At 42.8% G+C, this 15,038-nt stretch carries 13 protein-coding genes; 4 read left to right on the top strand and 9 right to left on the bottom strand.

Annotated features, from left to right (window positions below; genetic code table 11):
• The first annotated feature begins 78 nt into the window (after positions 1–78).
• The 3 genes from ACMFL8_RS00995 (at position 79) to ACMFL8_RS00985 (ending at position 2,663) form a co-directional block, all read left to right on the top strand.
• Positions 79–282, top strand: a complete 204-nt coding sequence (locus tag ACMFL8_RS00995) for a CsbD family protein (RefSeq protein ID WP_010196100.1) — start codon at positions 79–81, stop codon at positions 280–282.
• A 1,126-nt stretch (positions 283–1,408) separates the two neighbouring features.
• Positions 1,409–2,098: a hypothetical protein gene (locus tag ACMFL8_RS00990; RefSeq protein ID WP_413189844.1), complete on the top strand. Its 690-nt coding sequence runs from the start codon at positions 1,409–1,411 to the stop codon at positions 2,096–2,098.
• 202 nt (positions 2,099–2,300) lie between these two features.
• A complete protein-coding gene (locus tag ACMFL8_RS00985) occupies positions 2,301–2,663 on the top strand; it encodes a hypothetical protein (protein WP_413189843.1) in 363 nt (120 codons plus the stop codon).
• A 178-nt stretch (positions 2,664–2,841) separates the two neighbouring features.
• On the opposite strand, the gene ACMFL8_RS00980 is transcribed toward ACMFL8_RS00985, so the two are convergent.
• The 8 genes from ACMFL8_RS00980 to ACMFL8_RS00945 all read right to left on the bottom strand — a co-directional run bounded on the left by ACMFL8_RS00980 (position 2,842) and on the right by ACMFL8_RS00945 (position 11,148).
• The gene (locus ACMFL8_RS00980) at positions 2,842–3,153 is read right to left on the bottom strand and encodes an NGG1p interacting factor NIF3 (RefSeq protein ID WP_413189842.1); all 312 of its coding nucleotides are present in this window, start codon (positions 3,151–3,153) and stop codon (positions 2,842–2,844) included.
• A gap of 70 nt (positions 3,154–3,223) precedes the next feature.
• Positions 3,224–3,856: a DNA-3-methyladenine glycosylase gene (locus tag ACMFL8_RS00975; protein ID WP_413189841.1), complete on the bottom strand. Its 633-nt coding sequence runs from the start codon at positions 3,854–3,856 to the stop codon at positions 3,224–3,226.
• A gap of 677 nt (positions 3,857–4,533) precedes the next feature.
• On the bottom strand, positions 4,534–4,761 hold the full coding sequence (locus ACMFL8_RS00970) for a hypothetical protein (RefSeq protein ID WP_413189840.1): 228 nt from the start codon (positions 4,759–4,761) through the stop codon (positions 4,534–4,536).
• Positions 4,762–5,311: 550 nt separating this feature from the next.
• Positions 5,312–6,025 carry a phosphoribosylaminoimidazolesuccinocarboxamide synthase gene (gene purC, locus ACMFL8_RS00965; RefSeq protein WP_413189839.1) on the bottom strand — a complete coding sequence of 238 codons (714 nt, stop codon included), beginning with the start codon at positions 6,023–6,025 and terminating at the stop codon, positions 5,312–5,314.
• 140 nt (positions 6,026–6,165) lie between these two features.
• Positions 6,166–6,486 (bottom strand): hypothetical protein, encoded by a 321-nt coding sequence (locus tag ACMFL8_RS00960; protein WP_227669975.1) that lies wholly within the window; start codon positions 6,484–6,486, stop codon positions 6,166–6,168.
• Between the two features lie 147 nt (positions 6,487–6,633).
• Positions 6,634–7,539 carry a 4-hydroxy-tetrahydrodipicolinate synthase gene (gene dapA, locus ACMFL8_RS00955; protein ID WP_189583329.1) on the bottom strand — a complete coding sequence of 302 codons (906 nt, stop codon included), beginning with the start codon at positions 7,537–7,539 and terminating at the stop codon, positions 6,634–6,636.
• A 700-nt stretch (positions 7,540–8,239) separates the two neighbouring features.
• Positions 8,240–9,448: a hypothetical protein gene (locus tag ACMFL8_RS00950; RefSeq protein ID WP_413189838.1), complete on the bottom strand. Its 1,209-nt coding sequence runs from the start codon at positions 9,446–9,448 to the stop codon at positions 8,240–8,242.
• A gap of 245 nt (positions 9,449–9,693) precedes the next feature.
• Positions 9,694–11,148 (bottom strand): Do family serine endopeptidase, encoded by a 1,455-nt coding sequence (locus ACMFL8_RS00945; protein ID WP_413189837.1) that lies wholly within the window; start codon positions 11,146–11,148, stop codon positions 9,694–9,696.
• Positions 11,149–11,801: 653 nt separating this feature from the next.
• Between ACMFL8_RS00945 and ACMFL8_RS00940 the strand changes: the two genes are divergently transcribed.
• A complete protein-coding gene (locus tag ACMFL8_RS00940; RefSeq protein WP_413189836.1) occupies positions 11,802–14,033 on the top strand; it encodes a cation:proton antiporter in 2,232 nt (743 codons plus the stop codon).
• Between the two features lie 301 nt (positions 14,034–14,334).
• Here ACMFL8_RS00940 and tmk read toward each other — a convergent pair whose 3' ends face one another.
• A complete protein-coding gene (gene tmk / locus ACMFL8_RS00935) occupies positions 14,335–14,967 on the bottom strand; it encodes a dTMP kinase (protein WP_413191355.1) in 633 nt (210 codons plus the stop codon).
• Between the last annotated feature and the right edge of the window lie 71 nt (positions 14,968–15,038).

Raw genomic sequence — 15,038 nt, 5'->3', positions numbered from 1 at the left:
CGACTGAACTTAGCATTAAATAAAACTAAATAAGATAAATATCTGGATTAATTAATAATCAAAAAAAGGAATATAACAATGAACGAACATACCCTGAAAGGTGAATGGAACCAAGTGAAAGGCTCAGCTAAGCAAAAATGGGCTGATCTTACTGATGACGATTTATTACACGTTGAAGGTAGCCGTGATAAGTTGGTTGGTAAAGTCCAAGAGCGTTATGGCCATAGTAAGGATGATGCTGAGCGTGAAGTAGATGATTGGCGTCGCGAAAACAAATACTAAGCTATCAGCTAAGTCATCAATGACATTATTGATGATTTGATAAGTAAAAAAACCGCATGATTCTCATGCGGTTTTTTATTAGCAGTTATTTAACGCTTTATACAGTACTCAATAATGTACTTAGAACAGGTTGAATAAAAATTTCTCAACTTATAGACACGATAAAACCGCATAGCAATTAATTGTTATGCGGTTTTATTGTTAACTATCCATGTTACCTATCACGACTGTAATCTATGCATCCTTGCATAACGTTCAGCATGTTGCGATACCGGGCATCCTACCCTATGTACTACGGTTACTAGCATTAACTGCTATCAGCAAAGGTTATGTATCCTTTCTTCATTTACCGTTATCATCCTGATGCCAGTAAACGAATCATTATCCTTAATGCGGTCAACTCAATCCTTGAGTTACATTCCCTGATGCCGTGTATGTATAATGCCTAATTCTCACCCTGATGTTAAGTCGCGTAAACGTCATTGCTTGTAAGCATATGCTTACAAGCCCAATTTACTCTAATGTCGTTAATACTCTCAAATCAGCATTTCTCCCAAAATACTTCCCTGCTCTTTGGCAATATAACGAACGCCAGCGCAGAGAAAACACTACCTACCCCACATGGCATAAAGGGATAAATAAACTAATATTGAACAGGGCTGTCTTTGACATGGTGGTCAAAAATATTGGTCAGTAGCCTACATACAAGCACCGTTATACCTACAAATTATGGAAACAAAATAAGCTTAAATAACATCTATATTTTTTTATTGCTAATACTCAGGTATGTGCCATATTGTCGTTTAAGTGATTGTTTAAGCAACATATCCTTAAACATGGAATTACAACTTAATAACGCAAATGACACTTAACATCAAGTTTTGTGCCTTATTATAGATAATGTAAGAAAATATTTCAAAACACAATATTCTCCAGTTATTAGAGCAAACAAATAAGACTGCTAATATAAGAAGGCATCAAGTCCTTCTTTATCGGCGCTACTAATTTATCGGTGCTATTAAGTCAAATATATATCAACTGCATTACGCTGTTAGAGGTGAAAAGCAATCACATAATTATCAATCACGTGATTATCGATCAAAAAAATATCGTAGGAGATTTTATCATGAAGATTTTACAGCTATTCTCATTGAAAACAGCGAGGTCTGCTGGCCTTTCACTCACATTGCTAGGTACGATGGTCGGTTGTACTGTCGTAGGACCAGGCTATGACAATAACTCTGTCTATCGCGGTGACAAGGGTTATGACAATAACGCTAGCTATAACCGTGTGAGCCAGAAGCTGCGTCAGGATTTACGTCGTAAAGGCTATCAGGTCATAGACATCAAATCCGATAATTATCGAGGCAATCGAGCGATCACCGCTTATGCCAAAAAGAGCAATCAAACCTATGAGCTCAAGTATACTTATCCTAGCCTAAAGCTTATCAGCTCAAACAGACAAGACTGGTCTAAGAAGCGCTACGATGACAAGTATGATAACGACCGTGACTACGATAAGCATGATTATGATAAAAAAGATAAGTATAGAAATAAGAACAAAGGTAACAAGAACAAAAATCGCTATAAGAACGACGATATCGAAGACAGCATCAAAAGAGAATCACGTTATCCAGCGATTAAACAAAGAGCGGTCAGAAAGGTCAGCGCTATGGGCTATCGTGTAAAAGATATTGAGCTGGAAGAAAAGAATAATCGCGGCGTTTTCGAGATAGAAGCCAGACGTGGCTCGCAAGACTATGAAATACTGCTTGGTTACCCAAACTTAAATGTGATTAAAGTTGAAAAAGACTAGGGTTTTTTGAACGATTAAATATTTAATCCATTGAACTGAGATTAACTCTTAAGATTATAAGATGTTGAGAATAATGCAGTATCGAATAAAAATTGTGACATCGTTAATCTATTGATGTCTAAGGTCAAATAAGCCAGCCCTTGGTTTGTTTGGCCATTTTTTATAACACTGGCGAAAAACTTGAACTTGATAAGAGGACATTATGAATATCACAACCCTACTAAAGCCAACCGTTGCCACCGCTATGGTCACAGCGTTAATGATAACGACAGGTTGCGTCACTGCCCCCGGCTACAATGCGTATGGCGACCTTTACGAGGACGTTTATAAAGACAGTAAAGTCTATAAAAAGCATAAAAAAGATATCAAAAACGTTGATAAAGAGCTTTATCAACCAGCTATCGAACAACGAGCCGCCAATAAAGTCAGTAATATGGGCTACCGTGTCAAAGACGTCAAATATAAAAGAGGCGATAGCAAAATAAAGGTAAAGGCCACACGTGGTAGTAAAGATTATAAAATCGAACTTGGCTATCCAGGCTATCAAGTAATTAAGATCAAATAAGCCTAAACCACTGCTAATAACCTATAGTCAGGTCAATATAAAAAAGAGACAGCGTGACTGGTATAAATTTTTCGTAGCCTCTGTCTGCGTAGGCAGAGCAAGCAAGAAAAGTTTGTGCCAGTCACGCATCATCATGTCATGTACCCATTTTATTTAGTATCAACTATACCTCTAAAGCTCAAAAATCTAGCACTTCGATGACATCATAGGCAGGCGTCTCATAAGGGTGTGCCTGCTTTAGTGCATCAATGACTTGCTCAATATTAGCAGTGGCAACCACCATCTCGACTCGCCACTCATCAACTTTTTCGAGCTTATCTTGCGCGCCAATATGCGGATCACTGCCTGCCAGCGGCATAAACTGCCCCACCCCTTGTACTTGCCAGCAGCATTGCTCGTAATTGCCAATCGTACCAGCGCCTGCTGCAAATAAAGCAGATTTAACTGGCTCTAATGCCGCTTCGGGAACAAAAACCGTCAATTTATACATAGTGTCACCCTTTGTTTTATCTATTAGCATGAGAGAGCAGCTCTATTACCATCATAGCGCAGCCATCGTTTTATTTTTTTGATAATGAAGGATGGTCGCTCCAGATATAGCGCAATAGCCAATCTTTGGCATCGCCAGCATAGTCAATGCCGATACGAGGACGCAGCGATACTGGTGGCTGGCAGTCATCATCTTCGAGCCATACTGCTGACTCCACACTGATAGATTTGCCATTTAACGCGCGATCAATTTGTAAGCGCTTCGTTAATTTGCCAGGACCTGCCATCTGGGTTGGATGAGTAAGTTGCTTATTCGTGCTCAGAAGCTGTTCTTCCATCAAACGATCACTATCGTCGGTCAAAAATCCAGCCCGTATTAATACCGACTCAGGAGACTCTTCTCCACCGCTGACCAGATTGAGCATATGATGCACACCGTAAGTCAGATAGACATAAAACATGCCGCCTTGCGCATACATAATTTCAGTACGAGCCGTTCGGCTACCCGCATGCGAATGACAAGCAGGGTCGTCCTTACCGATATAGGCTTCGGTTTCTGAGATACGCATGCGCAAGATTTTCACTGTGCCATCGGTATCCGTTAACTTTCTACACAGTACTTTGCCAATCAAATCAGCGGCGACCACACAGGTTGGTCGAGTAAACCAACTAGGGTCTAAAACAGTTGATGAAGCAGTAGACATTAGCAAAACCTTTTCTTATTTTTATCATCTAATTGACATGACCAAATATTAATAAACAAGTATTAATAAATTAGCATAAAAGTAAGATAAGATATTGAAGACAATGTTGGCGCTATGTTTGATTTTTTATACGAGTTAAGCTACAAACTTGTGCCTAAAGAGATAATATTCATGGTGTCTAATAGCCATCAATAATTATGGCGAGAGAGGATTTTATCACTGAGCATTATTAGGGCGTGTCCTCAATTCAACCGATAACTACCTAAATGGAATAAAAGTGATTAAATCTTGCAGTCTGTTTTGAGTGGTTCCATTACAACGGTCTGTTTTAAATGGTCTATTAATTGATTGATGACACTAATTAGTTGGTTCCGGTGGGGTATACTTTTCCATGTTATTACAGAAGTAAGTGTGCCATCAATAATGATTACTATACCGAGAATGATACATATTTTTTAAGAAGTTTCTGAGCTTATTTTTTTGATAATAGCAGTCTTATTCTTTAAGGTTTTTTCTGTACAAATAATAGAAACGAGCAGATCAAGACATAAAACAACCGCAAGTACCGAACCTAGAGATTTAATGATAACTTTCCTATTACCATAACCTGCGACACAAAAAACAGCTCCTAATTAGGAGCTGTTTTTTATCAGATAATACGATTAAAATTACATCAACTAACGGCGGTTTTGAACATATACCACTTTAGATGCATGCTTATGGTTTTGAGCCACAAATTTCTTATGTGCAACTTTCTTAACGACCACTTTCTGAGGGGCTTTGTGTTGCTGTCCATGGGAGACTTTATGTTTTACAAAATGCTGTGCAGGTGCGGCACTTGCTTGACCAATCATCGCAAAACAAGCAGTAGCAGCTAGAATAGAACTCATCATTATCTTTTTCATTATCATTTCCTTCCAAATGCTTATCAAGCATGAGTTATTAATTAAGATGTAATGCTTACAATCAAACAAAATGGTTTGATGAAGCCTTGCTTTGTTGACAAAGGAAATAATAAACGATTAGGAGGTTGCGTAGCTTTATGAAACTTAAAGAAAGGTTACTACTGTTACTAACTGCTCTAATCTCCTTGAGAAGTATGATGTTCCTGTATTTTTGCTAGCACTGGTAACGCTCACTGGGGGGTATAAAGCTCTATCAATACCAATTTTTTGGAAAACCATAGCCTTAAGCCATGCTATCGACTTCATAGTTATTAAATTCATATCCAACACAAGCAGTTCGATACCTATATAGCGCATCGATCACAGATAGAGTATGTATGATAAGTAAACCATAAAGTACACTGTGGCTATCTCAGCGTGTCAAAACGTTGATATCATTAGCCTACAGCCAAAGATTCAAATCCTCACTAGAGAACCATCAATAATATAATGCCATAAAAAAACTGAGCACATGGCTCAGTTTTTTTGTTTTGCGCTAAACATTTACGACTTAGCTAAGTGGCACACCAATACGGTTGGCCACTTCTTCGTAAGCTTCGATAACATCGCCTAATGATTGACGGAAACGGTCTTTATCCAATTTCTTCTTGGTATTTTTGTCCCAAATACGGCAACCATCTGGTGAAAACTCATCACCCAAAACGATACGGTCATGGAATACGCCAAATTCTAATTTGAAATCGACCAGTATTAAATCGCCTGCATCAAACAGTGCCATTAATACGTCGTTGACTTGATGCGTCAGCTCTTCCATTTTTGCTAATTGTGCTTCGGTAGCCCAACCAAGAGAAATAGAAAGTGACTCATTGACCATTGGATCACCAAGCGCGTCATCTTTGTAGAATAGCTCATAAGTAGGCGGCGTCAATGCTTGGCCTTCTTCTAAGCCTAAACGACGAACCAAACTGCCCGCAGCGAAGTTACGTACGACGCACTCAACTGGAATCATATCCAAACGCTTGACCAGCACTTCGTCATCAGATAATTGTCTTTCGAAATGAGTTTCGATACCAGCGGCAGCCAGTTTTTGCATAATAAAAGCATTAAAGCGGTTATTAACCACGCCCTTACGTGCCAACTGTTCGATACGCTTACCATCAAGCGCCGAGGTATCATCACGAAAGTGTAAAATCAGAAGGTCGTTGTCTTCTGTTTCATAGACTGATTTGGCTTTACCTTTATACAGCAGTTGTTGCTTTTGCATTATGGAATTCCTGTTCGTTCAAGCTTATGTGGTAAAAACGCGCAGCGACCGCTGAATACTATATGACGTCATTCATGAGAACATCATGTCCTGAACAATCACAGTAAAAAATCAGCGGTGTAAGTAGGAAAATACGGTGTTTAGTTTGAAGTATCGCTCACAGCGACAGCGCGTTGAGGCTTAGGCAGTTGATACTGCTTACCTGCTTCGTTCTGTAAGGTGAGCGTGTTTACGCCTGCATTTGGGGTTGTGTATAACGGCACAAATGCTGCTGGTTGCTGAGTCACTGGTAGCTCTAGTGGTGCAAGCTTCTTACTCTCTTGATACTCTAAGCTGCCATTATCGCGCTTACCAAGAAAGCCTTTGGTCATTTGACAGCCACTTAATACTAGTGTGCTACCCAATACCAAAACCATCATAGCAGGAAACGTTCTTGTAGGGGTTGATGATACTTTCATCATATTATCTCTCTGAGTTAGCAATTTTTGCTCATTTAGACGATTGGCTCGTCGTTTTGATAGAACCTTATAAGTTCTTGCCAAGCCAATGTCATCAGCGACTGGCTCAGCATTTACAATGCTTCACTTCTATAATAAATTCGCACGCATCTATAGTAAATTTGCGCGAACCAACGCTTCATCAATAGTGGCATGATGTTGTTCTGCTAGCCAAACCAATGGCAAGCGGATACCCGTGTCTATCATACCCATTTTATGTAACGCATATTTTGCTGGAATGGGACTCGATTCAATAAATAAATCACGATGCAAGTGCTTAATCACGTCATGTACTTTGTGCGCGGCATCAAAATCACCACGTAGCGCGGCCGAAAAGGTCTCACTCATGGCGTTCGGTGCGACGTTAGCCGTTACTGAAATATTGCCTTTGGCACCCATTTGCATCAAATCAAGCGCCGTGCCATCATCGCCAGATAGCACGACAATACGGTCGCCAACCGCTTTAATCAATTGCTCACCACGAGCGACTGAGCCCGTCGCATCTTTAATCGCAACGATATTATCGATATCAGCCAAACGTTCAACCGTATTTTGAGCGATATCGACCACGGTACGCCCTGGTACATTATAGAGCATCTGCGGGATGTTTACGGCTTGGGCAATGGCTTTATAATGTTGATACAAGCCTTCTTGTGGCGGCTTATTGTAGTAAGGAGCAACCAATAATGCACAGTCTGCACCAGCATCCGCCGCATCTTGCGTCAGTTTGATGGCTTCAGTCGTATTATTCGCGCCTGTACCTGCTATCACTGGCACGCGGCCTTTGACATGCTTCACAAAGTAACGAATCACATCGCTATGTTCTTGCATCGATAACGTCGCTGATTCGCCAGTGGTACCGACAGCAACGAGACAGTGGGTGCCTTGCTCAATCTGCCAGTCTATGAGATCGGCCAGACGTTTATAATCGACCGTGCCGTCAGGGTGCATGGGCGTTACCAAGGCTACCATTGAACCTTGTAGTCGGGTTTTAATCTCGTCGTATGCTGTGCTCATAACCGTGCCTTACTGTTGTATTATCCTAGCTTTATTAAAGCTGTCACATGATCGATCACTTGCAACTACCCATATCCATTTTTAAGTCAATAGACAAGCCAATGACAGGTATTGCTTGATGTTCATACTGGGTGTTTATATAACTACAATAATGACATTTGCACTATAAAATCATGTGCAGGTCTACCCGCACTAACATTATTTTTGTCAATTGCCGATGTTGTTTATTGATAGCCATAAAAACGCTTACTAGTGTAGCATATTTTGATTTGACCGCTATCAGTCAATTAATGCTCAGCCTAGGTATATCGTGTGCCATTTTAAGCCCTGTTTAACGCGATGGTAATGCGCAAGAGTGACTGATTATAGACTTTATTATTTAGGGTCTGTTGAACATTCAAATATTAGGACTGCTGATCGCTAAAATTGCCCCAAACTAGGCGTAAACCGACGATACTGTCGAGACCTTAGCTAGGTTTGCAACAACGTTTGGGGTGATTTTAGCATCAGCCTTTCAGGGCAGGACTATTTTTTGCCAATACATGGCGAAATTGTCTACCCTAGAACGACTAGGCGTCAAAAATTTCACTGCGTATTGTCTAAAAAATAGCCACTGCCAGTTCCACATTTGAATGTTCAACAGACCCTAATAGTTAGTTTAGCGTAATTATGAAACTGGGATAAATGCTTTTGAGTCGTTTTAACGAATCGTCAACACATCGATAGTCGGACGATACAAGCGAAAAGGCAATCCTCGAGTACCCACTCCGCTACTGACAAATATCTGCGCGCTACCATGCTGATATAGACCGCGCTGCTTACCCATCCGGCTGCTATCCAATAATGACGATTGATTGTCTATACGGCGAATATCTTGCTTTTTTTGCGCCTTTAGTATGTTTTTCTGTATCGCTTTAGCAGCCCCCGTTATCAATAGTGGTCGCGGCTGTAGCGATTTTGGTAAGTCGCTAATACTATCAAATCGTGACGCAAGGATAATGACAGGTTTAGTCGCCTGCTCGATTTCGGCACTGAGCGCCACTTTACTGGGTACCTGCAAAGTTTTGGCATCGCTCGATTGTTTTGGAACATCTTGCCAACCACAAAGCACCGCCACGACTGGATTATCCTTTGGGTTTGTTTGTGTACGGGTATTCGGGTGACCTTTAATGGAGCTTGTTTGACTTACTCTTAATCGACCGTTGCCAGTTTGGGCACATTTAAGCGGCAACGACGTACATTGCTGCCCGATATAATTGATATCAAGCACATCAAAAGCACTGGCTAAGGTATCTTTCAATAGTGGCTGACCTTGCTTGGTAGTATTAATCGACTGATAACGCAAATCCGAGGTACTCATCACCGTATAAACGGGTTTGTTTACTCCCTTAAACAGCATCAACTGCCCCACCAAATCTGCGCTCGGGTAATAGAGCCAGTCACCTGTAATCAGCACTGCATCTGCTGACAGCGCATTGATGGTAGCGACAAGCTTGCGAATATGACGCGGCTTGCCACTATATAAGCCAATACGTAAATCTGCTAATACCGCTACTGTGAGCGGGGCTGACAAGTCTAAATCAACCGCATGATGCTGCACGCGCAAACAATTGGGCTGCACAACGACAGTATAAAAGTACAGACCCATCGCGATGGTAGCCATCAATACAACGCTTGGTGACAATTGTGCCAGTAGAGGCGTCACCTCTTGTGCTCGCCCAATAACCAACAGTAACGCCCAAACTGGCATGGTATAAGCAGCATAATATAGCGTCAATTTTGACCAAATACGCAAAAAGCGTTTTGTGGGATTGGCATTGAACGTCTGTAATCCTGACCACAAGATGATATACGCTAGCAATGCTGCCGCTGTCGTGATGCTGAGCGTATAAAAAGCGTGGTCAGTCATAATTACCTAGCTGTATATAGAGGTATGAATAGTCGTTTGTGCAGTGGTCAATTAATGTTATTTAATAAAATCAGCGCCCAACTCAATGTCGCTTAATCAAAGTTAAATCGAGCAATAGCATATCATCAAAATCAATCGATAAAAAAATCAGCCATTATAGAGGTCGCGCTCTATGATAGACAAGTATAATTATCAACGCTTAGTAAGATACTTTATTTAAGCATAGTAAATTGACTATATGGTGGCTATTCAATGCGCAGGCCAATAATACCAGGGATGCCTTGGCGCATGACTTCAATCGTTACTACCCCTTTTTTGGGAAGTGAGGAGATAGCGCTGGAGAAATCAGTGACCTTCGCAATCGGCTTTTGATGAAAGTTGGTAACGATATCGCCAGCGAAAATACCTGAACGGGCGGCTAAGCCAGTCGGGTCGACGGTCGTGACCAATATGCCTGTTTTGTTGTCAACAGCCAGCTCTGCCTGCTCATCTGGAGTCAAATTGCGCAGACGTAAGCCCAGTTGTATCTCATCGTCTTGCTGTGAGCCGCTTTGCGCTCGGACATCATTTGGCGCATACGTTAGCGTGCCTTTTACCATCATTTGCTTGCCATCACGCTGAATCTGAGCACTGAACGGATCATTGGGTCGTGCCCGATTGAGCAGATTCAATAAATCTGCGGCGCGCATAATCTGCACATCATTATATTGCAAAATAATATCGCCTGATTGCAGACCTGATTTTTGTGCTGGTGAGTCTGGTGAGACACGCGTAAGCAGAGCGCCCTGCGGACGAGCCAAATTATACGCTTCGGCCAGATTGCGATCGATGTCTTGAGGATAAATACCCATATAGGCACGCGCGACTTCACCATTGGTTTTTAGCTGCTCGTAGATATCCATCGCCGCGTCAATGGGGATAGAAAACGACAAGCCCATATAACCGCCCGTCCCGCTAAAGATACGTGAGTTGATACCGATAACTTCACCGCGCTGATTGAATAAAGGTCCACCTGAGTTACCCGGATTTAATGCCACGTCGGTTTGGATAAAAGGCACACTGGTCTCACGTGAAAAACTGCGTGACTTGGCACTCACGATACCTGCAGATGCCGAATAATCAAAGCCAAATGGCGAGCCAATCGCCAACACCGGCTCACCCACTTTTAGACTATTTGAATCGCCAATGGGCAAAGCTGGGAACTGATCACCCACGACTTTGAGCACGGCCACATCTGAGCGCTCATCGCTACCCACCAATGTCACATCCAGCTCGGTTCTATCATTAAGAGTCACGGTGATTTTGTCTGCTCCAGCAACCACATGATGATTGGTCAACATATAACCATCAGTGGTGACAAAAAAAGCAGTGCCATAAGCGTGTTCAATCGCGGGCTTCGCTGCTTGATCTGGGATACGCAAGCGATCCCCGAAGAACTGACGTAACAGCTCGGCGGTTTGTGCTTTGGCAAGCTCGTCTTCACTGACCGTTTTGGTGACATTGACCCGTGCCACCGCTGGCGTCACTTGCTGTACTAAGTCAGAGAAGTCAGCAGTGGTGACCGCTGCTTGTGCCTGAGGCATAGTGGCTGCATTAATACCTATCGCCATTACCGTGCCGATAGCCAGTGCCAAACTGCTACGTTGTAACCAACGCTGCATACGAATAGTGGGTTGCGCTTGAAACATATTGATAGGCATATTGTCTCCATATGAGTGGTTATTATTGTTAGCAACAATATTATCGCTATTATCGCCATAATAGATAGCAAGCTTGTATAAATTTATAGGGATAATCTATAGCAATAATTTATAAGAAACAGTTTATAAGCAACCATCTTGAACGCTGGTCAGCTTATTACTATTACTTGCCTGCCAGTTTTTGTCGTAGCGATGGGTAAGGAAGTGAATATAAGCCATTTTAATACCGCGTCGTCTTATCCCCTCGCTTTTATAGTCTCTTATAGCGCGGTCACCTAATCGTGTGTCAGCGCAGAACGATGGCGCGCGGCTATCGCGTCAGACAGACCCTTGACATATATAAAATAAAATCATGATATGATAACAAGCCTAATAAATTTTTTAGCAAACAATAGTTAGCCATATCAGGCAGCTATGAACTATACACTAATCGAATTGGCTTTTAACGCCCTTATTTTCCATCTTTTGCGCTTCTAGCATTTTTTTATTTATCTAGAGACGCGTTTGTCTTTACTACTATATAGTATATATATCATCCATGATTCATGATGGCTATGGTTATTATTAATTTGCCGTTATAAAAGGTTTTGGCCGCTAACGATAACCCACTTTAATAGCTAGACAGCATCACAAGATTATAAAAGGATTAATTTATGGATACCGCCCTATTATTATCTGGCGTGGTTGGGATCGGCATTGCCGCCCAATGGTTGGCTTGGTACTTAAAGCAACCGTCCATTTTATTTTTGTTACTCATTGGCATTATTGTTGGACCCGTACTCGGCGTTTTCGACCCTGATTTAGTCTTGGGCGAGCTGATGTTCCCGTTCATCTCTTTGGGCGTGGCGATTATTTTGTTCGAAGGCTCACTGACCCTTGAGTTTGATGAAATCAAGCAACACGGCACGGTCGTACAGATGCTGGTGTCGGTCGGGGTGCTCATCACCATTGCTATCGTCGCGCTGTCGACTTATCTATTGTTCGATGTCGATCCATTGATTGCGCTGCTGTTCGGGGCGCTAGTATGTGTCACTGGTCCAACGGTGATTATGCCGTTGTTACGTAGTGTGCGCCCCAACAAGACCATTTCCAATATCCTCAAATGGGAAGGCATTATCATCGATCCCATTGGCGCTATCGCCGTGGTATTGGTGTATGAGTATATTATCTCTGGTGGTGAAGCCAGCAGCATATTGCTATTTGCCAAAATTGTCGTGCTTGCAACGGCTCTTGGTATGGCTGGCGCATGGGCATTGGCGTTCTTAATGCGCCGCCATATGGTGCCTGAGTTTTTACGCAATGTCTTTACCTTAGCTTTTGTTTTGGTTTTATTCTCTGTCTCCAACCATTTAGAGCATGAGTCTGGTCTGCTAACTGTCACCGTCTTGGGCGTCGCACTGGCGAACTGGCCCAAGTTCCCACGTGAGACTATTTTAGAATTCAATGAATCTTTAACCGTTCTACTCATCTCCGTCCTCTTTATTATTCTTGCGGCACGTGTGGAGCTGGCAAGCTTAATGAGTGTGGGCTTTGCAGGCTTGGTGCTACTCGCTATCGTGATGTTCATCGCGCGTCCCTTATCGGTCTGGGCATCTTCTATTGGCTCAAACCTAAAGACCAATGAAAAGCTAATGATCAGCTGGATTGGACCACGTGGTATCGTCGCCGCTGCTATCTCATCGCTGTTTGCGATTCGCTTGCAAGAGTATGATATTCAGGGCGTTGAGCTGCTCGTACCTTTAGTATTTATGGTCATCATCGGTACGGTCATGATTCAGGGCTTGGGTGCAAAAGTAGTGGGCAATTTACTTGGCGTGCGTGAGCCTGAGACCAATGGTATTCTTATCGTTGGCTCCAATCCAGTTGCATTGCTAATCGCAACCTCCTTAAAAGACCAAGGCTTCGATGTCATCGTCGCTCATAATAACTATACCAATATCGCCCGCGCGCGTATGAGTGGTCTGCGCACCTATTTTGGCAACCCCATCTCCGATCACGCCGACCATCATCTTGACCTTATCGGTATTGGTCACCTATTCGCGATGAGTATGGATAAAGAGATGAATACCTTGTCTGAGATTCATTACCGCCATGAGTTCGGCGAGCGCAAGCTCTATCGCCTCAAGTTCAGCGATGAAAAAGTAAAAAGTGAGCGCGATGATAAGCAGTCAAACTTTCACTCGCAGTGGTTGTTTGGCAAAGACGTAACCTATACCAAACTTGCCAGTATGCTGTCCAAAAAAGCCCGTATTAAAATCACCAACATTACGGACAGCTATACGTTTGAGCAGTATAAAGCCGACAATAAGCAGTTCGTACCGCTCTATACCCTAGACAAAGAAGGCAAGCTGCAAGTCATCACTGATAAGTTCGAAGGATCAGTACCACGTGATCGCAAGCTGATTTCTCTGGTCGTTGATGATGAAGTCCAGCCAAAGCCAGTGGACGTCACGCCAAAACAAGAGCAAGCCCGTGCTGCCGCAGATGCCAGTTTTGAAGCCAACTCCAAAGCGCCTGAAAAACGCAAAGAAAAAGAGATGGTGGAAGATATCGCTGATACGCCAGAGCAAGAGCCATCCATAGCGGTTGATAAAGAGAGTGACGTAGCGAAAAAAACCGTCAAGGCTGAAATAGATAAACGTCAGGGAGCGGAAGCTAAAGACGTCTCTACTAACACAGTCAACAAAGGGGTGATGGCAGATAACTCAACGGCAACGTCAAAAACCAGTAAATCGACTAATAGTAGTACAAACGGTAATGGTAGTGCGCCCAAGATAAAAAGTGGTGCGCTCGACCCTAACCGCCTACCCGACTCAGATCATGACAATACTGCCAACAATGTGAAGGTGAAGGATTCGGTAAAAAAGGATGTGGATAAACCATAAACGCTATAGTCGATTCAATTTAAAAGTAGTACAAGGCAACCGAGTGTAGATGTATATGTAATACTTCAAGCGAGGTTAACACTGTAATACTTTTATAGTGGAATGACTATATTGTCTGAAAAGCTAATAAGCAAATTAAAAGCCCTCATAATGATTATGAGGGCTTTTTTATAGGGCACTAGTTGACGATGTTTGGCAAGATTTAGCCCATTTAGATGATATAGTCAGTGAAAATTAATATCAGCAGCATCATAGCGTCTTTGGGGTATTTTGACTATATCGAGTGAATTGGAGACACGCCCTAGCTAAGATGAAATCTTGTCGCAACCGCTTGCCATACTCTAGCGCTGACCTCTCCAGCACTACCTGAGGCATCGATACGCTGGATACGCTCAGGGTGCTCGGCTGCGAGCGTACTAAAACCTGTATGCACCCACGTAAAAAACTCAGTCGCCTGCTGCTCAAAACGATCGGCAGCGCTACGTTTACCCGCCCGCTCCATGCCTTCTAATACGGGCAAATCCAACCATAGAGTCAGCTCGGGCAACTGGGTAACGAACTGAGTGATAAGCGCATCAATTTTGGCTCGTACAGTAGCGTCACCATGCGCACGCCCAAAGCCCTGATAGGCAATGGTAGAGTCGGTAAATCGATCACATATCACCCATGTTCCCTGCTGTAGTGCTGGCAAGATTACCTGCTGCATATGGTCGCAGCGCGCTGCAAACAATAACAACAGCTCTGTGTCGTCATTGATCTCCGTCACCGGATCCAATAATATCTCGCGCAGACGCTCTGCAAACGGGCTACCACCTGGCTCACGAGTACGCAAATAGTCGATACCGCTATCTTGCAAGCGCGCACATAACTGCTCGATGGCAGTGGTTTTACCCACACCTTCAGTGCCTTCAAAACTGATAAAGCGCCCTTGCATAGGTGCTGTATCCGTAATATCAGTCGTGGTTTGAGTTGAATTGATTTGCAACAAGTTGGCTAGTATAGATG

It is taken from the genome of Psychrobacter sp. AT9 (assembly GCF_047272965.1).
Taxonomy (GTDB): Bacteria; Pseudomonadota; Gammaproteobacteria; order Pseudomonadales; family Moraxellaceae; genus Psychrobacter; species Psychrobacter glaciei.
Note: the sequence above shows the minus strand (reverse complement) of the source record. Positions and strands in the feature narration are given on the sequence as shown.

What these genes read in the sequence shown, in the direction of transcription:
- ACMFL8_RS00995 (WP_010196100.1), top strand. Translation starts at nt 79, where the DNA reads ATGAACGAACATACCCTGAAAGGTGAATGGAACCAAGTGAAAGGCTCA.
- ACMFL8_RS00990 (WP_413189844.1), top strand. Translation starts at nt 1,409, where the DNA reads ATGAAGATTTTACAGCTATTCTCATTGAAAACAGCGAGGTCTGCTGGC.
- ACMFL8_RS00985 (WP_413189843.1), top strand. Translation starts at nt 2,301, where the DNA reads ATGAATATCACAACCCTACTAAAGCCAACCGTTGCCACCGCTATGGTC.
- ACMFL8_RS00980 (WP_413189842.1), bottom strand. Translation starts at nt 3,153, where the DNA reads ATGTATAAATTGACGGTTTTTGTTCCCGAAGCGGCATTAGAGCCAGTT.
- ACMFL8_RS00975 (WP_413189841.1), bottom strand. Translation starts at nt 3,856, where the DNA reads ATGTCTACTGCTTCATCAACTGTTTTAGACCCTAGTTGGTTTACTCGA.
- ACMFL8_RS00970 (WP_413189840.1), bottom strand. Translation starts at nt 4,761, where the DNA reads ATGAAAAAGATAATGATGAGTTCTATTCTAGCTGCTACTGCTTGTTTT.
- purC (WP_413189839.1), bottom strand. Translation starts at nt 6,025, where the DNA reads ATGCAAAAGCAACAACTGCTGTATAAAGGTAAAGCCAAATCAGTCTAT.
- ACMFL8_RS00960 (WP_227669975.1), bottom strand. Translation starts at nt 6,486, where the DNA reads ATGATGAAAGTATCATCAACCCCTACAAGAACGTTTCCTGCTATGATG.
- dapA (WP_189583329.1), bottom strand. Translation starts at nt 7,539, where the DNA reads ATGAGCACAGCATACGACGAGATTAAAACCCGACTACAAGGTTCAATG.
- ACMFL8_RS00950 (WP_413189838.1), bottom strand. Translation starts at nt 9,448, where the DNA reads ATGACTGACCACGCTTTTTATACGCTCAGCATCACGACAGCGGCAGCA.
- ACMFL8_RS00945 (WP_413189837.1), bottom strand. Translation starts at nt 11,148, where the DNA reads ATGCCTATCAATATGTTTCAAGCGCAACCCACTATTCGTATGCAGCGT.
- ACMFL8_RS00940 (WP_413189836.1), top strand. Translation starts at nt 11,802, where the DNA reads ATGGATACCGCCCTATTATTATCTGGCGTGGTTGGGATCGGCATTGCC.
- tmk (WP_413191355.1), bottom strand. Translation starts at nt 14,967, where the DNA reads ATGCAAGGGCGCTTTATCAGTTTTGAAGGCACTGAAGGTGTGGGTAAA.